This is a genomic window from Nocardioides oceani, assembly GCF_030412965.1.
GTDB lineage: Bacteria > Actinomycetota > Actinomycetes > Propionibacteriales > Nocardioidaceae > Nocardioides > Nocardioides oceani.
Window position 1 is genome coordinate 82,918 of record NZ_JAUHJQ010000006.1, and the last position, 19,473, is coordinate 102,390.

The following is a 19,473-nucleotide window of genomic DNA, read 5'->3' on the forward strand; positions in this document are numbered from 1 at the left end:
CGACGTGCCTACCCGAGCAGCGCGGCCCAGGCGCCGGCGAAGTCGGGGAAGGTCTTGGCGGTCGTGGCGACGTCCTCGACGAGCACGCCGTCGACGGCGGCCCCGACGACGACGCCTGCGTGGGCCATGCGGTGGTCGGCGTAGGTCCGGAAGACGCCGCCGTGGAGGGCGGCCGGCCGCAGCTCGAGCCCGTCGGGGTGCTCGGTGACGTCGGCGCCGAGGCGGCCGAGCTCGGTGGCCAGCGCCGCGAGCCGGTCGGTCTCGTGGCCGCGGATGTGGGCGATGCCGCGCAGGTGCGAGGGGCCGTCGGCCAGCGCGCAGAGGGCGGCGACCGCCGGGGCCAGCTCGCCGACGTCGTGGAGGTCGAGGTCGACCCCCTGCAGCCGGTCGGGTCCGGTGACGGTGAGGCCGGCGTCGCCGAGGTCGACCGCGCACCCCATCGCGGCGAGGATGCCGCGCAGCGCGTCCCCGGCCTGCGTGGTGTGGCGCGGCCAGTCCCGCACGGTGAGGGTCCCGCCGGAGACGGCGGCGAGCGCCAGGAACGGTGCGGCGTTGGACAGGTCGGGCTCGATCAGGTGGTCGACGGCCCGGACCGGGCCCGGCGCGACCGCCCACCGGTTGGCGTCGGCGTCGTCGACCTCGACGCCGTGCTCGCGCAGCATCGCCACGGTCATGTCGATGTGGGGGAGGGACGGCACCGGCTTGCCGTCGTGGCGGACGTCGACGCCGCGGTCGTAGCGCGCCCCGGCCAGCAGCAGCGCGGAGATGAACTGGGAGGACGCCGACGCGTCGACCACGACGGTCCCGCCCGGCACCGAGCCGGTGCCGCGGACGGTGAACGGCAGCGCCTCACCGGTCACGTCGATCCCGAGCGCGCGCAGGGCGCCGAGGACCTCGCCGACGGGCCGCTGGCGCATGTGCGGGTCGCCGTCGAAGGCGATCGTCCCCGACGAGAGGCCCGCGACAGGCGGCACGAACCGCATGACGGTGCCGGCCAGCCCGCAGTCGACCGCCGCGTCGCCGGCGAGGTCGCCCGGCGTGACCCGCCAGTCCTCGCCGCTGGTGTCGACCGAGGCGCCGAGCGCCGTGAGCGCCGCCGCCATGAGCGTGGTGTCGCGCGAGCGGAGGGCACGGCGTACGACGGAGGGCCCGTCGGCCACCGCGGCCAGCACCAGCGCCCGGTTGGTCAGCGACTTGCTGCCCGGCAGCGTCACCGTCGCCTCGACCGGGCCACGGGCGCGGGGCGCGGGCCAGGGGTCCTCGACGACGGCGCGCGCAGGGTCGGTCACGCGCCGCACTCTAGCGAGGGCGTCAGGCCACCTTCGCCTTCACCAGCTTGGCCTCCTGCCGGGCGGCGACGGCGAGGTGCCGGGCCTCGCGGCGGGCGTCCTTGGCGGCGCGGCGTGCCCGCCACGCGACGCCCGGTCGGCCCTCGGTGTCACCGGCGGCGATGATCAGCCCGCCGAGCACCGAGACGTTCTTGAAGAAGTGCAGCTGGTGCTGCTTGCGCTCGGCCGGGTCGCCGGCCTCCCAGAACCGGTGGCCGGCCAGGGTGGTCGGCGCGAGCGAGGCGGCCAGCACGGCCGCGGAGGTGCGGGGCGCGCGCCCGGTGGCGAGCGCCGCCGCGGCGACCAGCTGCACCGCGGCGTTGATCCGCACCAGCGTCTGCGGGTCGTCGGGCAGCGGCACCTGGGGCGCGGCCTTCTTGATCGTGCCGACCAGGGTGTCGGTGACCGGCTCGGCCTTGGACGCGAGCGCGTCGCTGTTCTTCAGCGCGTTGGTGGCGCCGACGACGAAGACCGACGCGAGCATGGGACGGGCGAGGCGTCTGCTGAGCGACATGCGGGCCAGATACCCCCTGCGCCCGGGCCGTACACGAGCGGCCGCGCCACTAGGGTGGCGCCCATGTGCGGTCGCTACGCCTCGAGCCGCCGGGCCGAGGACCTCGTCGAGGAGTTCGACGTCGACGCCCTGCGGATCGCCGCCCCGCTCGAGCCCGACTACAACGTCGCGCCCACCAAGGACGTGTACGCCGTCGTCGAGCGGCCGCCGTCCGGGCAGGTCGCCGAGCGGGCCGAGGGCGCCGAGCGGCAGCTGCGGGTGGTCCGCTGGGGCCTGGTGCCGTCGTGGGCCAAGGACGTCTCCATCGGCAACCGGATGATCAACGCGCGGATGGAGACGGTGGCCGAGAAGCCGGCGTACAAGCGGGCCTTCGCGAAGCGACGGTGCCTGCTCCCGGCCGACGGCTACTTCGAGTGGTACCCCACGCAGCAGACGACCAAGGCCGGCAAGCCGCTCAAGCAGCCGTTCTTCATCCGCCCGCGCGACGGCGGGTCCCTGGCGATGGCCGGGCTCTACGAGATCTGGCGCGACCCGGCCAGGGCCGAGGACGACCCGGACCGGTTCGTGTGGTCGTGCACGGTCATCACCACCGACGCCGAGGACGAGCTGGGGCACATCCACGACCGGATGCCGCTCATGGTCGAGCCGGACCGGTGGTCGGCCTGGCTCGACCCGACCGCGGCCCAGGACTCGCTGCTCGACCTGCTGGTGCCCGCCGCGCCGGGGGCGCTCGAGGCGTACCCCGTCTCCCGGGAGGTGAGCAACGTGCGCAACAACGGCGCCCACCTGCTCGACCCGCTCCCGCTCGAGGAGGTCGTCGAGTGACGCTGAGCGAGCGCGTCGTCGACACCCCGCACGGGCCCGCCCGCCTCGTCACCCACCGCGCCCCCCGGCCCCTCGGGACGCTCCTGCTGGGGCACGGCGCCGGCGGTGGCGTCGACGCCCGCGACCTCCTCGCGCTGGCGACCCACCTGCCCCGGCACGGGTTCACCGTCGTCCGGGTCGAGCAGCCGTGGAGGGTCGCCGGCAAGCGGATCGCGCCGGCGCCGCGCATCCTCGACGAGGGCCTGGTCGCCGCCTCGGACAAGCTGCGGGTGCGCACGCCGCTCATCGTCGGTGGCCGCTCCGCCGGCGCCCGCTCGGCCCTGCGGTGCGGCCGTCGGCTCGGGGCCGTCGCGTGCCTGGCGCTCGCCTTCCCGCTGCACCCGCCCGGCAAGCCGGAGAAGTCGCGGCTCGACGAGCTCCGCGGGGCGCGGCTGCCCACCCTGGTGGTGCAGGGCGAGCGGGACACGATGGGCCGGCCCGAGGAGTTCCCCGGTGACGTCGAGATGGCGGTCATCCCGGGCGCCGACCACGGGTTCCTGACCGCCGCCCGCGGCCCGATCGACACCGACGAGGCGATGGACCTGCTGGTCGAGTGCACCCTGGAGTGGCTCGTGCGCGAGGTGACCGGGAACAACCGCCCGGGGTGAGGTGTTCGGACCGGTGTGACCGTGCTGATGGAACGCCCCCCGCTGACCGAGCCGGTGGTCGAGCCTGTCGGGTCCGGTGTCCGCGCGACGCGGGTACCCTGGACCACGATGACTGACTCCGTCACTGACCCGCTGGAGGTCGCCTCGACCGCCGACCCGGTCGAGCCCGCCTCCGAGACCGACGAGGAGCGCTCGCTGCGCTTCGAGCGCGACGCGCTGCCCTTCCTCGACCAGCTCTACTCCGCCGCGATGCGCATGACGCGCAACCCGGCCGACGCCGAGGACCTGGTGCAGGAGACGTTCGCCAAGGCGTACTCCTCCTTCCACCAGTTCAAGCCGGGCACCAACCTGAAGGCCTGGCTGTACCGGATCCTCACCAACACCTTCATCAACACCTACCGCAAGAAGCAGCGCCAGCCGCAGCAGTCGATGTCCGAGGACGTCGAGGACTGGCAGCTCGCCCGGGCCGAGTCGCACACCTCGACCGGCCTGAAGTCCGCGGAGATGGAGGCGCTCGAGCACCTGCCCGACTCCCAGGTCAAGGACGCGTTGCAGCGCCTGCCCGAGGAGTTCCGGCTCGCCGTCTACCTCGCCGATGTCGAGGGCTTCGCGTACAAGGAGATCGCCGAGATCATGGAGACGCCGATCGGGACCGTGATGTCCCGTCTGCACCGTGGCCGTCGCCAGCTGCGCGACATGCTCTCCGACTACGTGCGCACCAACGACCTGCTGACCGTCGGTCGCGACGGGGGCAAGTGATGAGCGAGCGCCCCACCCACCAGCACGTGGACCCGCAGCAGTGTGCGGACTACCTCGAGCAGATCGTCTACTTCATCGACAACGAGCTGGCCGAGGCCGACTGCGCCGCCGTGCGCGTCCACCTCGACACCTGCAACCCGTGCCTGGAGAAGTACGACCTCCAGCGCACCGTCAAGCAGGTCGTCGCCCGCTCCTGCTCCGAGCCGGCCCCCGCCGAGCTCCGTGAGCGCGTGATGCTCCGCATCCGCGAGGTCCAGGTCCGCATCACCGAGGCCTGACCCGCCCGCCGGCGACGCCCCTCGAGGTCGTCGCCGGCCATGTAACGCGACGTTCGCCGCTCTGTATGCACGCTGCAGCGTGCCTCCAGAGCAGTGAACCTGTCGTTACATGCCGCTCCGGGCTCGGCGGGACAACCCCGGGAAAGCAGCGAACCCCCGGCCGGGTGGCTCGGGGGTCCAGTGCGTCTGCCTGCGCTCAGGCGTTGGGGCGCTTGCCGTGGTTCGCGCCCTTCTTCTTGCGAGCGCGGCGCTTGCGGCCGGTCTTGCCCATGGTGTCCTCCTGGGATCGATGTACGTCGCCCACGAAGGGCCGTCGGACAGTCTCCCAGATGTCAGGAAGCAGGAGAAATCCGGCTCAGGAACCGCTCGGCGTCGACGACGACCCGGGTGACCTCCCCGGTGGCGACGACCTTGCCCGCGACCGGTCCCTCGGGGCCGATCTCGACGTGCCGGGCGGCGACGGTGAAGCGGTGCAGCCGCCCGTCGACGTACGCCGGGGACGCAGTGACCTCGAGCGCCTGCCCGACGGGGCTGGCGGCCTGGTGGTCGATCGTCACGCGCGTGCCGACCGAGGTCTGGCCCTCGCCGAGGGCGGGCTCGATGGCGGCGCAGGTGGCCGCCTCGCACCAGGCGAGCAGCCGGGGCGTCCCGAGGACGGGCAGCGAGCCCGAGCCCACGGCGGCCGCGGTGTCCTCGTCGGTGACCGTGAAGGGCAGGGTGGCGTCGGTGGTCATCAGAGGTCCCTTCCGAAGGCGATCAGCGAGACGGCGGGCGCCGGCGAGAAGTCGCGCTCGGGCAGCCGGACGAACCCGGCCCGAGCGTAGAGCCGGTGCGCGCCGGTCATGGTGGTCAGGCTCGACATGACCACCGCGGTCGCGCCGGCGGCGCGGTGGTGCTCGAGCACGAGGTCGACCAGCGCCGCACCGACGCCGCGGCCGCGCGCGGCAGGGTCGACCGCCAGCATCCGGAACTCGCCCTCGCCCTCCCGCGAGATCTCCCGCCACGGCGACCCGGGCGGGCAGAGCGTGACCGTGCCCAGCACCCGGTCGCGGTGCGCGGGGTCCTCCTCGACCGCCACCCACAGCTCGGCCTCGCGGTCGCGCTGGGCGGCGTCGCGCAGCCGCTCGACGTACGGGTCCTCGGGGCCGAGCACGAAGTCGGCGTACGCCGCCACGGTCACCGCGCCGGCGGCCTCGAGGTCCTGCGGGGTGGCCCGTCGCAGCCGCATCAGATCCCGAACGTCGAGCGCGGGTACGCCGCGTCGACGTCGGTGATCACGTTGACCAGGTAGGGCACGTCCGCGGCGAACGCCCGGTCGAGCGCGGGACCCACCTGGCGCGGGTCGGTGACGGTCTCGCCCGCACCACCGAGCGCGGTGACGACCTGGTCGTAGGCCGTGCGCGGCGCGAGGTCGGCGGCGACGTCGTAGCCGTAGAGCATCTGCATCGGGCCCTTCTCCAGGCCCCAGGCGGAGTTGTTGCCCATGACCATGACCACGGGCAACCGGTGGCGGACCAGGGTGTCGACGTCCATCAGCGAGAAGCCGGCCGCGCCGTCGCCGAGCAGCAGCACGACCTGCGAGGAGGGCCGGGCGATCCGGGCCGCGATGGCGGCACCCAGGCCGGCGCCGAGGCAGCCGTAGGGGCCGGGGTCCAGCCAGCCGCCGGGACGCTTGGGCTCGACGAACTTGCCGGCGAAGCTGACGAAGTCGCCGCCGTCGCCGATGACGACCGCGTCCTCGGCCAGGCGCGGCACCAGCTCGCCGTAGATGCGGGCGGGGTGGATGGGGTCGGCCTCGGCCGTGAGCAGCAGGCGGTCGCGCTCCACGCCGGCGCGGACGGTGTCCTGCAGCGTGGCGACCCACGCCGACCAGTCCGGGCGGCGCGGGGAGCGCTCCACCCCGGCGAGCACGCCGTCGAGCACCGAGGTGAGGTCGCCGGCGACCGAGGCGGCCAGCGAGGCGTGGGCGGAGAGCTGGCCGGGGGAGTCGGCGACGTGCACGACCTGCGCGTCGCCGAAGACACCGTAGGAGAGCCGGAAGTCCAGCGGCGTGCCCACGACGACGACCAGGTCGGCCTCCTTGAGCGCCTGGCTGCGGGCCTTGGTGACCAGCAGCGGGTGGCCGCCCGGCACCACTCCGCGGCCCATGCCGTTGGTCAGGGTGGGCACCCCGGCGGACTCGACGAGCCGCAGCGCGGCCTCCTCGGCGCGGTCGGCCCACACGTCGGTGCCGAGCACCAGCACCGGGCGGGACGCCTCGGCGAGCAGCTCGGCGATCCGGGCGACCGCCTCGGGGTCCGGCTCGGCCCCGCGGGGCACCTCGACGGCCGAGGCCTCGGGCGCCGTCGCCTGCGCGAACAGCTCGTCCATCGGTACGTCGACGAAGACCGGCCCGCGGTGGGAGGACCCGGCGGCCCGGAAGGCCTGGTCGAGCCCCGGGGCGACGTCGGCCGCGGTCATGAGCGTCCGGGCGTCCTTGGACACCGACGCGACGATCGGCGGCTGGTCGAGCTCCTGCAGGCTGCCGCTGCCCCAGCGGTTCTGCGGGGCGCGACCGCCGACGACCACCATCGGGGACCCCGCGAACTGGGCCTGGGCGATCGCGCTCACGCCGTTGGTCACGCCCGGTCCGGCGGTCAGCACCGCGAGCCCGGGGACGCGGGTGAGCTTGCCGGTCGCCTCCGCCGCGAACGCCGCGGTCTGCTCGTGCCGGACGTCGAGCAGGCGCATCGGCTGCTCCGCCTTGACCGCCCCGTCGTAGAGCGGGAAGACGTGCGCGCCCGAGAGCGTGAACATGGTCTCGACGCCGTGCGCCTGCGCGACCGCCACGGCCAGCTCGCCGGCGTGGCCCCGCACGTGGCCCTCGGGGACGGGGGTGTCGGCGGTCAGGTCGGGCCAGGTCTCAGCGGTCTCGGGCGTCGTCGCGTCGGTCATGCCCGCAGGCTATGTGCAACGCACGTCACACGGGGGCCGAAGCGCCCGTGGCCGCCAACGACGGGTTGGTGTGCCGCAGCGCGTCGACCACGACGAGCAGCAGGTCGGACCGGACCTCCGGGGGGTGCGGGGCCAGCGCCAGCTGCAGGTGCAGCGCCCGCAGGAACGCCTCGGCGTTGCCGCCGGCCAGGTGCGGGTCGCGGTCGTCGTACGTCGCCCGGCTGGCCGCCGACACGGCGAGCCGCGCGATCCAGGGCTCGAGGACCTGCAGCGGCACGCGGTCGCGGCGCAGCACCGCCATGGTCGCGCCGGCGAGCCGGTCGGGCTCGCCGTTGACGAACAGGTGCTCCACCGGCATCAGCACGCGGTCGGCCACCACGTCGAGCACCACGGTCAGCTCGGGGGTGCCCAGGTGCGGGGAGCGCGCCAGCGCGCCGAGTGCGTCGGCGCCGTTGGCCACGGCGTGCGCCCAGCCCCGGCCCGGGACGAACCCCCGGGTGTCCTGCTCACGCAGCAGCCACGTGGCCACCCGGTCGCCCCACTCGAGGATCTTGCCGGCGGGCACGAGCGCGTGCTCGTTGTCACGCTCGAGGCACGCGGCCAGCACCCGCGCGGAGCAGCTGCGCCGCAGGACCGTGTCGGTGCCGACCTCGCCGACCCCCACGCCGAGGCCGGCGGCGATGCCGTCGCCGAGGCCGACCAGCAGGTCGTCGTACACCCCGCGCCCGATCCAGGTCGTCAGCGCGGGACAGGCGGTGCCGTCGCGCAGCTCGGGGTCGGGATCACCCAGCATCCGCGTCAGCTCGGCGGTCAGGTCCTCCAGCGGCCGGTCCTCGGGGACCGCGAGACCGCGGGCGTGGACCTGCTTCCAGTACTGCCCCGACATGACCCCCATCCTGCCAGGGAACCGCGCCCAGGCCGACCCCGCGGACGCCTCGGCCGGGCTTCAGTAGGGTCACGGACCGTGCCGACCCTCACCGACCTGGTGCGCAGCCACACCGACCTCTCCGACGACGACGTCGCGTGGCTCCAGCTGCTGCAGGCGGACTGGCAGATCATCGCCGACCTCTCCTTCGCCGACCTGGTGCTGTGGCTGCCCGACCGGGCCGGCGCCGGGTTCTGGGCCGGCGGGCAGATGCGCCCGACGACCGGCCCGACGGCGTACGTCGACGACGTCGTCGGCACCTTCGTCCCGGCCGGGCGCCGACCCCTCCTCGACACGGCGTACGCCGAGGGGCGGCTGGTCCGCGAGGGCGACCCGGAGTGGCGCGACGACGTGCCGGTCCGGGTGGAGACCATCCCCGTGCGCCGCGGGGACCGGGTGATCGCCGTGGTCGCGCGCAACACCAACCTGCTCGGCGTGCGCACGCCCAGCCGGCTGGAGCTGTCCTACCTGCAGACGGCCGCCGACCTCACGCAGATGATCGCGCAGGGCTGGTTCCCCGCGACCGGCCAGCGCAGCGACCACGCCGACTCGCCGCGGGTGGGGGACGGGTTCCTGCGCGTGGACGCCCAGGGGCGGGTCGCCTACGCCAGCCCGAACGCGCTCTCGGTCTACCGCCGGCTCGGCCTCTCCGGGGACCTGGCCGGCCTCTCGCTCGCCGACCTCACCCGCGAGCTGGTGCCGCCCCGGCGCCGCCCGGACGAGGAGACGCTCAGCGCCGTGCTCGGCGGTCGCGCGCAGCGCGACACCGAGATCGGCACGGACACCGTCTCGCTCATCGTCCGGTCGATCCCACTGCGACCGCAGGGCACGCACATCGGCGCCCTCGTGCTGGTCCGCGACGTCACCGACCTGCGCCGGCGCGACCGCGAGCTGGTCACCAAGGACGCCACGATCCGCGAGATCCACCACCGGGTGAAGAACAACCTGCAGACCGTGGCCGCGCTGCTGCGCCTCCAGGCCCGGCGGATGGACTCCGAGGCCGCCAAGCTGGCGCTCGAGGAGGCGGTGCGGCGGGTCGGCTCGATCGCGATCGTCCACGAGACCCTCAGCCAGGCCGTCGAGGAGACCGTCGACTTCGACGAGATCGCCGACCGGCTCGGGTCGATGGTCACCGACGTCAGCGCGGTGGCCGGGCGCGTGCGCGTGCTGCGCGACGGCGAGTTCGGCACGCTGCCCTCGGAGTCGGCGACCGCGCTGGCGATGGTCCTCACCGAGGTGCTGCAGAACGCCGTCGAGCACGGCTACGAGGTCGACCGCTCCGTCGAGCCGGCGGTCCCCGAGGACCTCACCGAGCTCGGCGGGCCCGACGGGGACGGCGGCACGATCCGGCTGACGGTACGCCGCGGCGAGGGACGCCTGCGCGTCACCGTCGACGACGACGGCCGCGGACTCCCCGAGGGGTTCGACCTCGACGGCTCGACGAACCTCGGGCTGTCGATCGTGCGCACGCTCGTGGAGTCCGAGCTGGGCGGACGGCTCGCGCTCGGCCCGGTGCCGGACGGTCCCGGGACGCGCGCGGCCGTCGACGTACCTCTGGGGTAGGCGGTCAGGTCCTCCGGCTCAGGCCGTGCGGACGCGGGCGCGGGCGTTGCGGCGCTTCAGCGCACGACGCTCGTCCTCGCTGAGGCCGCCCCAGACCCCGTGGTCCTGCCCCGCCTCCAGCGCCCACGCGAGGCACTGCTCGCGCACCTCGCAGCGTCGGCACACCTGCTTGGCCTCCTCGATCTGGAGGATGGCCGGACCGGTGTTGCCGATCGGGAAGAACAGTTCCGGGTCCTCGTCGAGGCAGGCGGAACGGTGGCGCCAATCCATGGCTGGGAAATCCCTACTCTCTACTACGTACGTGCAGGCCAGGGGCAGCTCAAGCCTGCGGGGCCCGTGTCAGGGCACAGCGATGTGAACGCATTCACGAGCGAGTGTCCAGCGTGGCAATCTTTGGAACGTTATACAAGCGTTTGCGATGGTCTCTTCCGTCACAGGCGTCCCGGACGTCCGCCCCCGGACGGCGTGGAGCGACCCCGTTAGGCTCGTGCGGTGCCCTCGATGGACGACCTCGATACCGCTCCCGGTGAGCCGGCCGGCCGGCGCGGCGCCGCGAGCCCTGTCCCGCTGACCGTCGCGACGGCGCTGGTCGCCGCCGAGGGCGCGGTCCTGGCGCTGCTCGCCGTCGCAGAGCTCGTCCACCTCACGCCCGGCCGGGTGACCATGAACGTCACGACCACGGGCTTCTTCCTGCTCTGCGGTGCCGCGCTCCTGCTGTGCGCGGCAGGCCTGCGTCGGCACGCGACCTGGTCGCGCAGCCCCTCGGTGCTCGCCCAGCTGATCACCCTCGGCGTCGCGTGGTCCTTCCGCGGCGGGGACACGACGCTGCTCGCCCTCGGGCTGGCGCTCGTCGCGGCGGTCGTCCTCGTCGGGCTGCTGCACCCCTCCAGCACCGCCGTGCTGGTCGACGACCCGACCGGCACCGCGGGCAGGGCCGACGAGCCGACCAGCTGACTAGTCCGCCTGCTCCAGCGAGGTCCGCAGCTGCACCAGCGTGCGGTTGAGCAGGCGGGAGACGTGCATCTGGGAGACGCCGATCTCCTCGGCGATCTGCGACTGGGTCATGTTCTTGAAGAACCGCAGCAGCAGGATCTTCTTCTCCCGCGGGTCCAGCCGGTCGAGCAGCGGCTTGATCGACTCGCGGATCTCCACGTGCTCGAGGTTCGCGTCGTCGACGCCGATCGCGTCGAGCATCGACGCGGCGCCGTCCTCGGAGTCGTCGCTGGCGTCCAGGGAGAGCGTGGAGTAGGCGTTGCTGGACTCGATGCCCTCGACGATCTCCTCGACCGTGCATCCGATCGCCTCGGCCAGCTCCCGCGGGGTGGGGGAGCGGCCCAGCGACTGGGTCAGCTCGGCCGTGGCCGAGCCGATCTGCATGCGCAGCTCCTGCAGCCGGCGCGGCACGCGGATCGCCCAGCCCTTGTCGCGGAAGTAGCGCTTGATCTCGCCGATGATCGTCGGCGTCGCGTACGTCGAGAACTCCACGCCGCGGTCGGTGTCGAAGCGGTCCACGGACTTGATCAGCCCGATGGTGCCGACCTGCACGAGGTCCTCGAACGGCTCGCCGCGGTTGCGGAAGCGTCGTGCGCAGTGCTCGACCAGCGGCAGGTGCAGGTGGACCAGGTCCTCGCGCGCCCGCTCGCGGACGTGCTGGGGCGCCTCCGCGTCGTGCAGGTCGCGGAAGAGCGCGGCGCTGCGCAGGCGCGTCAACTCGACCCCGGTCGGCGGTGTGTCCGCCTCCGTGGCCTCCTGCGTGCGCGGGGCGTCCATGGTCAGAGCCCGGCCCCCAGCGCGGCCTCGAGGTCGTCGTCCCCGAGGTCGAGCGCCTTCATCGTCATCGTGACGCCGAACCGGCCGCCCTCGGCCTGCACCGAGGCGGTCGAGGCGAGGGTGGTGAGCACCTGCCAGGCGAAGCTGTCCTGGTCGGGGGCGGCCGGCGCGGCCGCCTCCACGCTGACCGAGACCGTCATCTGGCCCGGCAGGAGCCAGAACCGGCACAGCAGGTCCGAGGCGGGGTCGGCCTCGGGGAGGACCATCGCGCTCGCCTCGCCCACCGCGATGCGCAGGTCCTCGATGTCGTCGATCGTGAAGTCCAGGCGCGCGGCCAGGCCTGCGGTGGTGGTGCGGAGCACCGAGACGTAGGCGCCGTCGGCCGGGATCCGCAGCTCGACGTCGGCGCGGTCCTGGAGGGGACCGCCGGCCGTGAGAGACATCTGGTTCGTCCTTCTTCGCTGGGACCTTCGTCCCGACCATAGTGGTCGGGGCCGGTCGCCGGGTGCTTACCCGGTGACCGGCCCCGCAAACGAGCGAGCCTTCTTGTTACGACGACCTCGCAGGCTCGGTCGTCGATGAAGACGAAGCTGGCCTTCGCAGGTTCAGGCCTTCTTCGTCTCCCAGAAGATCTCCGAGATCTCGTCGATCTTGGCGATCAGCTGGTCGGCCTTCTCCGCGTCGAAGGTGGCCTTGGTGCCGCCGCCGCCGCCCGCGAGCTTGGTCGCCTCGTTGAAGAGGGTGTGCAGCTGCGGGTACTTCTCGAAGTGCGGGGCCTTGAAGTAGTCGGTCCACAGCACCCACAGGTGGTGCTTGACCAGGTTCGAGCGCTCCTCCTTGATGAGGATCGCGCGGGTGCGGAAGTCGGGGTCGTCGTTGTCGGCGACCTTGCCGATGATGGCCTTGATCGACTCGGCCTCGTAGCGGGCCTGGGCGGGGTCGTAGACGCCGCACGGCAGGTCGCAGTGGGCCGAGACCTCGAGGGTGGGAGCGAAGAGTCGCGCGAACATTGCCGTCCTCTCAGGTGGGTGGCTTCTCGTTGATCGTGTCGAGCCGAGGTGGACCGGCGCTGCGGCCGGTGCCGCCTGCGACACTACTCCGCGTGTCACGTGACGCACGAGGAGGTCGCCGCGGCTCGGGACCGGTGCCCAGGATCGGTCTGGCGCACGTCTCTGGCGACTCGATGCGCCCGACGCTGACGCCCGGGGACCGGCTCGTCGTGCTCCACGGGAGGGTCCCGCGGCCGGGCCGGGTGGTGGTCGCCCGGCTGCCCGACGGGACGGTCGCGGTCAAGCGGGCGGTGGAGCGACGTACGACGGCGGCGGGACGGCCCGGCTGGTGGCTGCTCAGCGACGACCCGGAGCGCGGCGTGGACTCCCGGCACCGCGGACCGGTCGCGGACGAGGACGTCCTGGCCGTCGTGGTGGCCCGCCTCTGGCCGCGCCCGCGGCGGCTGTGACACCTCTCGTGCGGGTCGGCGGGCCCCTGTGACCCACACCATGATGGACAGCACCGACCGCGCCGGTCGGCTGTGCCAGAGTGGCCGACCATGGCGACACCGCACGAGACGACCGAGGCTCCCCAGGCCCCCGAGGCCGCTGCACCCGACCACCCCCTGGCGGGGGACCCGGTCTTCGACCTGCACGTAGGCGGCAAGCTCGAGACGGTCTCCACGGTGTCGCTCGCGGGCGCCGACGAGCTCTCGATGGCCTACACCCCGGGCGTCGCGCGCGTGTGCACCGCGATCGCCGAGGACCCCTCGATGACCCAGCACTACACATGGGTCCCCAACACGGTCGCCGTCGTCACCGACGGCACGGCGGTGCTCGGCCTCGGTGACATCGGCCCGGCCGCCGCGATGCCGGTGATGGAGGGCAAGGCGGTGCTGTTCAAGCAGTTCGGCGGCGTCGACGCCGTCCCGATCTGCCTCGACACCACCGACACCGACGAGATCATCGAGACGGTCGCGCGGCTCGCCCCGAGCTTCGGCGGCATCAACCTCGAGGACATCTCCGCCCCGCGCTGCTTCGAGATCGAGGACCGCCTCAAGGAGCGGCTCGACATCCCCGTCTTCCACGACGACCAGCACGGCACCGCGGTCGTCGCGCTCGCCGCCCTCAAGAACGCGCTGCGCCTGACCGGCCGCACCCCGGCCGAGACCCGCGTGGTGATCTCCGGCGCCGGCGCCGCCGGCGTGGCCGTCGCGCGGATCCTGCTCGAGGCCGGCATCACCGACCTCGCCGTGACCGACCGCAAGGGCGTGCTGAGCTCCGAGCGCGGCGACCTCACCCCGGTCAAGCGGGTGGTCGCCGAGCTGACCGCCGACACCACCGGCCGCAGCGGCACCCTCGCCGACGTGCTCGTCGGCGCCGACGTCTACATCGGCGTCTCCGGCGGCACCGTGCCCGAGGAGCACGTCGCGCGGATGGCCGACGACGCGATCATCTTCGGCCTCGCCAACCCGATCCCCGAGGTGCTCCCCGAGGTCGCGCACCGCCACGCGCGCGTGGTGGCCACCGGCCGCTCGGACTTCCCGAACCAGATCAACAACGTGCTGGCCTTCCCCGGCATCTTCCGCGGTGCCTTCGACGTGCGCGCCACGGCGATCACCGAGGGGATGAAGCTGGCGGCCGCCGACGCGCTCGCGGGCCTCGTGGGCGACCAGCTCGCCGAGGACTACGTCATCCCGTCGCCGTTCGACGAGCGGGTCGGTCCCGCGGTCTCCGCCGCCGTCGCCGAGGCCGCGCGCCGCGACGGCGTCGCGCGCCGCTGACCGGCTGAGCCGCGCCGAGAGGGGCACCTGGCCGCCGTGCTCGCCGTCTACGCCGAACGCTTCGCACCCGACGACCCGCTCTCCGCCCTGGTCGTGGGCGAGCAGCCCGAGCCGGTCGCGCCCGACGGCTGGGCGCGGGTCCGGATCCGCGCCGCCGCGCTCAACCACCACGACCTGTGGACCCTGCGGGGCGTCGGGATCAAGGCCGACGCGCTGCCGATGGTGCTCGGCTGCGACGGCGCCGGCGTCGACGAGGACGGCAACGAGGTCGTCGTCCACGCGGTGATCGGTGACCCCGGTGCTGCCGACGACGAGACCCTCGATCCCGACCGCGCGATCCTCTCCGAGCGGCACTGGGGCACCTTCGCCGAGACGATCGTGGTGCCGCGGCGCAACCTGGTCCCCAAGCCGGCGTCGCTGTCGTTCGAGGAGGCCGCGTGCCTGCCCTCGGCCTGGCTCACGGCGTACCGCATGCTCTTCACCCAGGGCGGCTGCCGCCCCGGCCAGACCGTGCTCGTCCAGGGCGCCGGCGGGGGAGTGGCCACCGCGCTGATCGTGCTCGCGCGCGCCGCCGGGCTCCGCGTGCTCGCGACCAGCCGGGACGAGGCCAAGCGGCGACGGGCGCTGGAGATCGGCGCCCACGAGACGTACGCCGCAGGGGAGCGGCTGCCGGTCACGGTCGACGCCGTCATGGAGACCGTCGGCCGCGCGACCTGGTCGCACTCGGTGCGGTCGCTGCGGCCCGGCGGCACGATCGTCGTCTCCGGTACCACCTCGGGGCCGAACCCGGACGACGCCGAGCTGACCCGCATCTTCTACCGGCAGCTGCGCGTCGTCGGCTCGACGATGGGCACCCGCAACGAGCTCTCGGCGCTCGTCGCGATGCTCGACGCCACCGGCGTGCGGCCGCTCGTCGACAGGGTGCTGCCGCTGTCGCAGGCGCGGGCGGGCTTCGAGGCGATGGCCGGCGGCGACCTCTTCGGCAAGGTGGTGTTCACGCTGTGAGCGCCCACCCTGTGACGAGCCCGCGCAGCCACCTGCTCACCGGTGCCGGCTCGGGGATCGGCGAGCTGCTCGCCCGGCGCCTGCACGACCGCGGCGACCGGCTGGTGCTGCTCGCTCGCACGCCGGCCCGCGCCGAGGAGCTCGCGGCTGCGTACCCCGGCGCGAGCGTGCTCGCCGCCGACCTCGCCGACCCCGCCTCGGTGGAGTCCCTGGAGCTGCCGGAGCGGCTCGACTCCGTCGTCCACGCCGCCGGGGTCGTCGAGCTCGGTCCGGTGGCCGAGCTGTCGGCCGCCGCCTGGCAGGAGACGCTGGGGGTGAACCTGGTCGCGCCGGCCGTCCTCACCCGGCAGGCGCTGCCCGCCCTGCGGGCGGCGCGCGGGACCGTCGTCCTGGTCAACTCCGGCGCCGGTCTCACCGCGAACCCCGACTGGTCGGCGTACGCCGCCTCCAAGCACGGCCTCCGCGCGCTCGCCGACGCCCTGCGGGCCGAGGAGTCCGGCACGGGCGTCCGGGTCACGTCGGTCTTCCCCGGCCGGACCGCCACCCCGATGCAGGAGGAGGTGCACCGCCAGGAGGGCAAGGCGTACGACGCCGCCGCCTGGATCCAGCCGGCGACCGTCGTCGACCTGGTGCTGCACGTGCTCGACCTGCCCGAGGACGCGGTCGTGCCGGAGGTCGTCGTCAGGCCTCGCTGACCGCCGGTCCCGCGCTCAGGACCGCGAGCGCCAGCGCATCGCGCCGACGAGGACCATCCGCAGCTGGGTGCGGGCGTTCTCCGCGAGCTGACGCTCGACGTCGGGCCGGCCGGTCGCGGCCAGGATCGACTCGGCGGTGGCGACCATCGCCGTGACGATGAGGTTCGACAGCACGCGCAGGTCCTCCCCGGACCATTGCTCGGTGCCGGGCAGCCGCGCGAGGTCGGTCGCGAGCTCGCGCTCGCACAGCTCGATCTCGTGGCGGATCGCGTCGCGGACGGACGGCGGACCGGCCGCCCGCTCGCGGGCGATGAAGCGGAAGTGCTGGCGCTGCCGGTGGACGTGGTCGACGAGGATCCGCACCGAGGAGTCGGCGATGCCGGCGAACCCGTCGACCGCGCCGTCGCCACGACGTACGTCGCGCAGCATCGCGCGCAAGGACACGAACGACTCGTCGACCAGCGCCAGCCCGAGCGCCTCGATGGACTCGAAGTGCCGGTAGAAGGCGGTCGGGACGATGCCGACCTCCTTGGCGACCTGCCGCAGCGAGAGGGCGACCAGGGAGCTGTCCTCGCAGAGGTCGAGCGCCGCGTCCAGGATCGCGCGGCGCGTGCGCTCCTTGCGCTCGACCCTGGTCTCGGACATCGGCTCATCGTAGCCCTCGTCACACCTGCGGAGGACGTGTGTGCACCCTCACCCGCCCCGACCTTGACCCTGCACGGGGAATCGAGCAACGTAGTGGGTGCACAGTCGTTCACTGAATACGTGCACTCCCGAAGGAGCCGCCCCATGGGGATCGCCACCTCCGTCCTGCGCAGCCGCGCCGTCGCCGCACTCGCCTCGCCGCACGGCGTCGACCGCTACCTCGAGCTCGTCAACCCGATGTGGGCCGCCCACGAGGTCCGCGCCCGCGTGGTGGACGTCCACCGCGAGGTCGACGTGCCCGGGCACCCGCCGGTCGCCACCCTCACCCTGCAGCCGACCTCGACCTGGCGCGGCCACCGCGCCGGCCAGCACGTCCAGGTCGGCGTCGAGATCGACGGCGCCCGGCGCACGACCCGGGTCTTCACGATCTCCAGCCCCGAGAGCCGCCCGGGCGACCGGTTCACGATCACCCTTCGGGCGAACCCCGAGGGGCTCGTCTCCCGCTACCTCGTCGAGCAGGCCCGCCCCGGCACGATGGTCCACCTCAGCCAGGCCCAGGGCGAGTTCGTCCTGCCCGACGCCGTGCCCGAGCGGATCCTGCTGGTCTCCGGCGGCTCCGGCATCACGCCGGTGATGTCGATGCTGCGCTCGCTCCAGCGCCGCACGCACCGGGGACAGGTGACGTTCCTGCACTACGCCCAGAGCCCCGAGCACCAGATCTTCGCCGCCGAGCTCGACGAGATCCGGCGCTCCGGCCACGGCATCGACGTGCGGCTGCTGCACCCCGAGCTCGGCGACCCGGCCCTCTCGCCGGCGTACCTCGAGCGGCTGGTCCCGGGGTACCGCGACGTGCCCACCTGGGCCTGCGGCCCGGCGCCGCTCATCGAGGCCGTCCAGCGCTGCTACGACGACTCGCCCGCGCTGCGCCTGGAGTACTTCAAGCCGCCGAAGGTCGCGGGGTCCGACGCCGCCGAGGGCGACGTCGTCTTCAGCCGCTCCGGAGCGACCGGCGCCAACACCGGCGCCACCCTGCTCGACCAGGCCGAGGCGCTTGGCTTGAAGCCCGAGTCCGGCTGCCGGATGGGCATCTGCTTCTCCTGCGTCTCCCGCAAGAGCGAGGGGACCGTGCGCAACGTGCTGACCGGCGAGGAGTCCTCGCTGCCCGACGAGGACGTCCGCATCTGCGTCTCCGCCCCCGTGGGCGACTGCACCGTCGACCTCTGACCCACCTCCCGAACCGAGCGGAAGGACCACCATGACCGCCACCCAGGACCGCCCCACCACCGAGGCGCCCCCGGCGCCCGACGCCACGATCTTCGGCCGGCTCGGCCCCGAGCAGCTCGAGGCCTTCGGCGAGGAGATGGACGCCATCCGCCAGCGCGTCCTCGCCGACCTCGGCGAGGCCGACGCGGCGTACATCCGCAACGTCGTCAAGGCCCAGCGCGCCTTCGAGATCGCCGGCCGCGCGCTGTTCTACCTGCCGCCCGCGTGGCCGCTCGCCGTCGCCTCGCTCAGCGTCTCCAAGATCCTGGACAACATGGAGATCGGGCACAACGTCATGCACGGCCAGTACGACTGGATGGGCGACCCGGGCCTGAGCTCGCGGATGTACGAGTGGGACAACGTGTGCCCGAGCGAGCAGTGGAAGTACAGCCACAACTACATCCACCACACCTACACCAACATCCTCGGCAAGGACCGCGACATCGGCTACGGCGTCCTGCGGATGGACGAGGACCAGCCGTGGCACCCGTACTACCTCGGCAACCCGCTCTACGCGTTCCTCCTCATGGTCTTCTTCGAGTGGGGCGTCGCGATGCACGACCTCGAGGTCGAGAACCTGGTCGCCGGCAAGCGCAAGATCGAGGAGAACAGGGCGCTGCACGCCGGGATCATGCGCAAGGTCAAGCGCCAGGCGCTCAAGGACTACGTGCTGTTCCCCGCGCTGACCGGACCGCTGTTCCCGCTGACCTTCGCCGGCAACGCGACCGCGAACCTCGTCCGCAACGTCTGGGCGTTCAACATCATCTTCTGCGGCCACTTCCCGGCCGGCGTCGCGACCTTCTCCCAGGAGGAGTGCGAGGACGAGAGCCGCGGCCAGTGGTACTTCCGCCAGCTGCTCGGCTCGGCCAACATCACCGGCGGCAAGCTGTTCCACCTGATGACCGGCAACCTCAGCCACCAGATCGAGCACCACCTGTTCCCGGACCTGCCGGCCCGGCGCTACCCGGAGATCGCCGAGGACGTCCGCGACATCTGCGAGCGCTACGACCTGCCCTACAACACCGGGCCGCTCGGCAAGCAGCTGTTCAGCGTGGCCAAGAAGATCTGCCGCCTCGCCCTGCCCGACCGGCGGACGAAGGAGGAGTCGCCGGTCGCCGAGCAGGACGCCGCGGTGGCCGCCTGAGCGCGGCCCGGCCACACTGGGACCATGAAGGACCACCTGAGCAAGGCCGAGATCCGCAAGGACGCCGTGCAGGGCGCGGTCGAGGCGACCGCGACCGCCGTCGGCGAGGTGGCGACCATCCTCACCCGCGCGGTCCGCGACGTCGCCGGTGCGGTCGGCGGGCTGGCCACCGAGGTCTTCGAGCTGCGTGACGCCGCCCGCCGGGCCTCCGTCGAGCACCGCGCTGGGCTCCCCACCGAGCTCGGCGAGGAGGGTCCGCGGGGCGGCGCTGCCGGGTCGTGAAGCGACCCTGGTGACGCTGCACATGCCTCCTGCGGGGTGTGCAGCGACACTAGGGTCGCTGCAGTTGCGCTGCCAGCGCGGGGATGAGCCGCCCGCCAGGCCTGCGCCGAGCACCCCACTGAG

General features: G+C 73.5%; 25 protein-coding genes. 13 read left to right on the plus strand and 12 right to left on the minus strand.

Annotated features, from left to right (window positions below; genetic code table 11):
* Positions 1–8: 8 nt before the first annotated feature.
* On the minus strand, positions 9–1,289 hold the full coding sequence (gene aroA, locus QWY28_RS14965; RefSeq protein WP_300953364.1) for a 3-phosphoshikimate 1-carboxyvinyltransferase: 1,281 nt from the start codon (positions 1,287–1,289) through the stop codon (positions 9–11).
* Positions 1,290–1,311: 22 nt separating this feature from the next.
* Positions 1,312–1,842, minus strand: coding sequence for a DoxX family membrane protein (locus QWY28_RS14970; RefSeq protein ID WP_300953365.1), 531 nt, complete (start codon positions 1,840–1,842; stop codon positions 1,312–1,314).
* 63 nt (positions 1,843–1,905) lie between these two features.
* Here QWY28_RS14970 and QWY28_RS14975 point away from each other — a divergent pair, with 63 nt between their 5' ends.
* From QWY28_RS14975 to rsrA, 4 genes are all read left to right on the plus strand, one after another.
* Complete coding sequence (locus QWY28_RS14975; RefSeq protein ID WP_300953366.1) at positions 1,906–2,667, plus strand: SOS response-associated peptidase; 762 nt, start codon at positions 1,906–1,908, stop codon at positions 2,665–2,667.
* A complete protein-coding gene (locus QWY28_RS14980) occupies positions 2,664–3,314 on the plus strand; it encodes an alpha/beta hydrolase family protein (RefSeq protein WP_300953367.1) in 651 nt (216 codons plus the stop codon). Before QWY28_RS14975 ends, QWY28_RS14980 begins: the two co-directional genes overlap by 4 nt.
* A 108-nt stretch (positions 3,315–3,422) precedes the next feature.
* Positions 3,423–4,073 carry a sigma-70 family RNA polymerase sigma factor gene (locus QWY28_RS14985; protein WP_300953368.1) on the plus strand — a complete coding sequence of 217 codons (651 nt, stop codon included), beginning with the start codon at positions 3,423–3,425 and terminating at the stop codon, positions 4,071–4,073.
* Complete coding sequence (gene rsrA, locus QWY28_RS14990) at positions 4,073–4,351, plus strand: mycothiol system anti-sigma-R factor (protein ID WP_300953369.1); 279 nt, start codon at positions 4,073–4,075, stop codon at positions 4,349–4,351. The genes QWY28_RS14985 and rsrA overlap by 1 nt, the downstream gene beginning before the upstream one ends.
* Before the next feature lie 196 nt (positions 4,352–4,547).
* On the opposite strand, the gene QWY28_RS24725 is transcribed toward rsrA, so the two are convergent.
* The 5 genes from QWY28_RS24725 to QWY28_RS15010 form a co-directional block, all read right to left on the minus strand.
* Positions 4,548–4,622, minus strand: a complete 75-nt coding sequence (locus QWY28_RS24725; protein ID WP_369759046.1) for a 50S ribosomal protein bL37 — start codon at positions 4,620–4,622, stop codon at positions 4,548–4,550.
* A gap of 61 nt (positions 4,623–4,683) precedes the next feature.
* Positions 4,684–5,085 carry a thioesterase family protein gene (locus QWY28_RS14995; protein WP_300953370.1) on the minus strand — a complete coding sequence of 134 codons (402 nt, stop codon included), beginning with the start codon at positions 5,083–5,085 and terminating at the stop codon, positions 4,684–4,686.
* Positions 5,085–5,579 carry a GNAT family N-acetyltransferase gene (locus QWY28_RS15000; protein ID WP_300953371.1) on the minus strand — a complete coding sequence of 165 codons (495 nt, stop codon included), beginning with the start codon at positions 5,577–5,579 and terminating at the stop codon, positions 5,085–5,087. Before QWY28_RS15000 ends, QWY28_RS14995 begins: the two co-directional genes overlap by 1 nt.
* Positions 5,579–7,285 (minus strand): acetolactate synthase, encoded by a 1,707-nt coding sequence (locus QWY28_RS15005; RefSeq protein ID WP_300953372.1) that lies wholly within the window; start codon positions 7,283–7,285, stop codon positions 5,579–5,581. Before QWY28_RS15005 ends, QWY28_RS15000 begins: the two co-directional genes overlap by 1 nt.
* Before the next feature lie 25 nt (positions 7,286–7,310).
* Positions 7,311–8,171, minus strand: a complete 861-nt coding sequence (locus tag QWY28_RS15010; protein ID WP_300953373.1) for a DUF2785 domain-containing protein — start codon at positions 8,169–8,171, stop codon at positions 7,311–7,313.
* Positions 8,172–8,249: 78 nt separating this feature from the next.
* Here QWY28_RS15010 and QWY28_RS15015 point away from each other — a divergent pair, with 78 nt between their 5' ends.
* Entirely contained in the window at positions 8,250–9,773 is a 1,524-nt protein-coding gene (locus QWY28_RS15015) for a sensor histidine kinase (protein ID WP_300953374.1), read from the plus strand.
* An 18-nt stretch (positions 9,774–9,791) separates the two neighbouring features.
* On the opposite strand, the gene QWY28_RS15020 is transcribed toward QWY28_RS15015, so the two are convergent.
* Entirely contained in the window at positions 9,792–10,043 is a 252-nt protein-coding gene (locus QWY28_RS15020) for a WhiB family transcriptional regulator (protein ID WP_011755173.1), read from the minus strand.
* Between the two features lie 231 nt (positions 10,044–10,274).
* On the opposite strand from QWY28_RS15020, the gene QWY28_RS15025 reads away from it, so the two are divergent.
* Positions 10,275–10,727 (plus strand): hypothetical protein, encoded by a 453-nt coding sequence (locus QWY28_RS15025; protein ID WP_300953375.1) that lies wholly within the window; start codon positions 10,275–10,277, stop codon positions 10,725–10,727.
* Here QWY28_RS15025 and QWY28_RS15030 read toward each other — a convergent pair whose 3' ends face one another.
* The 3 genes from QWY28_RS15030 to sodN all read right to left on the minus strand — a co-directional run bounded on the left by QWY28_RS15030 (position 10,728) and on the right by sodN (position 12,553).
* The gene (locus tag QWY28_RS15030; RefSeq protein WP_300953376.1) at positions 10,728–11,543 is read right to left on the minus strand and encodes an RNA polymerase sigma factor SigF; all 816 of its coding nucleotides are present in this window, start codon (positions 11,541–11,543) and stop codon (positions 10,728–10,730) included.
* Positions 11,544–11,545: 2 nt separating this feature from the next.
* Positions 11,546–11,986 (minus strand): ATP-binding protein, encoded by a 441-nt coding sequence (locus tag QWY28_RS15035; RefSeq protein ID WP_300953377.1) that lies wholly within the window; start codon positions 11,984–11,986, stop codon positions 11,546–11,548.
* A gap of 162 nt (positions 11,987–12,148) precedes the next feature.
* A complete protein-coding gene (sodN, locus tag QWY28_RS15040; RefSeq protein WP_300953378.1) occupies positions 12,149–12,553 on the minus strand; it encodes a superoxide dismutase, Ni in 405 nt (134 codons plus the stop codon).
* Positions 12,554–12,687: 134 nt separating this feature from the next.
* Here sodN and QWY28_RS15045 point away from each other — a divergent pair, with 134 nt between their 5' ends.
* The 4 genes from QWY28_RS15045 to QWY28_RS15060 all read left to right on the plus strand — a co-directional run bounded on the left by QWY28_RS15045 (position 12,688) and on the right by QWY28_RS15060 (position 16,016).
* Positions 12,688–13,002 (plus strand): S24 family peptidase, encoded by a 315-nt coding sequence (locus QWY28_RS15045; RefSeq protein WP_300953379.1) that lies wholly within the window; start codon positions 12,688–12,690, stop codon positions 13,000–13,002.
* Positions 13,003–13,092: 90 nt separating this feature from the next.
* On the plus strand, positions 13,093–14,316 hold the full coding sequence (locus tag QWY28_RS15050; protein ID WP_300953380.1) for an NAD(P)-dependent malic enzyme: 1,224 nt from the start codon (positions 13,093–13,095) through the stop codon (positions 14,314–14,316).
* Between the two features lie 36 nt (positions 14,317–14,352).
* On the plus strand, positions 14,353–15,321 hold the full coding sequence (locus QWY28_RS15055; RefSeq protein WP_300953381.1) for a zinc-binding dehydrogenase: 969 nt from the start codon (positions 14,353–14,355) through the stop codon (positions 15,319–15,321).
* Positions 15,318–16,016, plus strand: coding sequence for an SDR family oxidoreductase (locus QWY28_RS15060; RefSeq protein ID WP_300953382.1), 699 nt, complete (start codon positions 15,318–15,320; stop codon positions 16,014–16,016). The genes QWY28_RS15055 and QWY28_RS15060 overlap by 4 nt, the downstream gene beginning before the upstream one ends.
* Positions 16,017–16,031: 15 nt before the next feature.
* Here QWY28_RS15060 and QWY28_RS15065 read toward each other — a convergent pair whose 3' ends face one another.
* Positions 16,032–16,661: a TetR family transcriptional regulator gene (locus tag QWY28_RS15065; protein ID WP_300953383.1), complete on the minus strand. Its 630-nt coding sequence runs from the start codon at positions 16,659–16,661 to the stop codon at positions 16,032–16,034.
* A gap of 144 nt (positions 16,662–16,805) precedes the next feature.
* On the opposite strand from QWY28_RS15065, the gene QWY28_RS15070 reads away from it, so the two are divergent.
* The 3 genes from QWY28_RS15070 to QWY28_RS15080 are packed head-to-tail and all read left to right on the plus strand — an operon-like array spanning position 16,806 to position 19,350.
* Positions 16,806–17,885, plus strand: a complete 1,080-nt coding sequence (locus tag QWY28_RS15070; protein WP_300953384.1) for a ferredoxin reductase — start codon at positions 16,806–16,808, stop codon at positions 17,883–17,885.
* Between the two features lie 31 nt (positions 17,886–17,916).
* On the plus strand, positions 17,917–19,068 hold the full coding sequence (locus QWY28_RS15075) for a fatty acid desaturase family protein (protein ID WP_300953385.1): 1,152 nt from the start codon (positions 17,917–17,919) through the stop codon (positions 19,066–19,068).
* A 24-nt stretch (positions 19,069–19,092) separates the two neighbouring features.
* Complete coding sequence (locus QWY28_RS15080; RefSeq protein ID WP_300953386.1) at positions 19,093–19,350, plus strand: hypothetical protein; 258 nt, start codon at positions 19,093–19,095, stop codon at positions 19,348–19,350.
* The last annotated feature ends 123 nt before the right edge of the window (positions 19,351–19,473 follow it).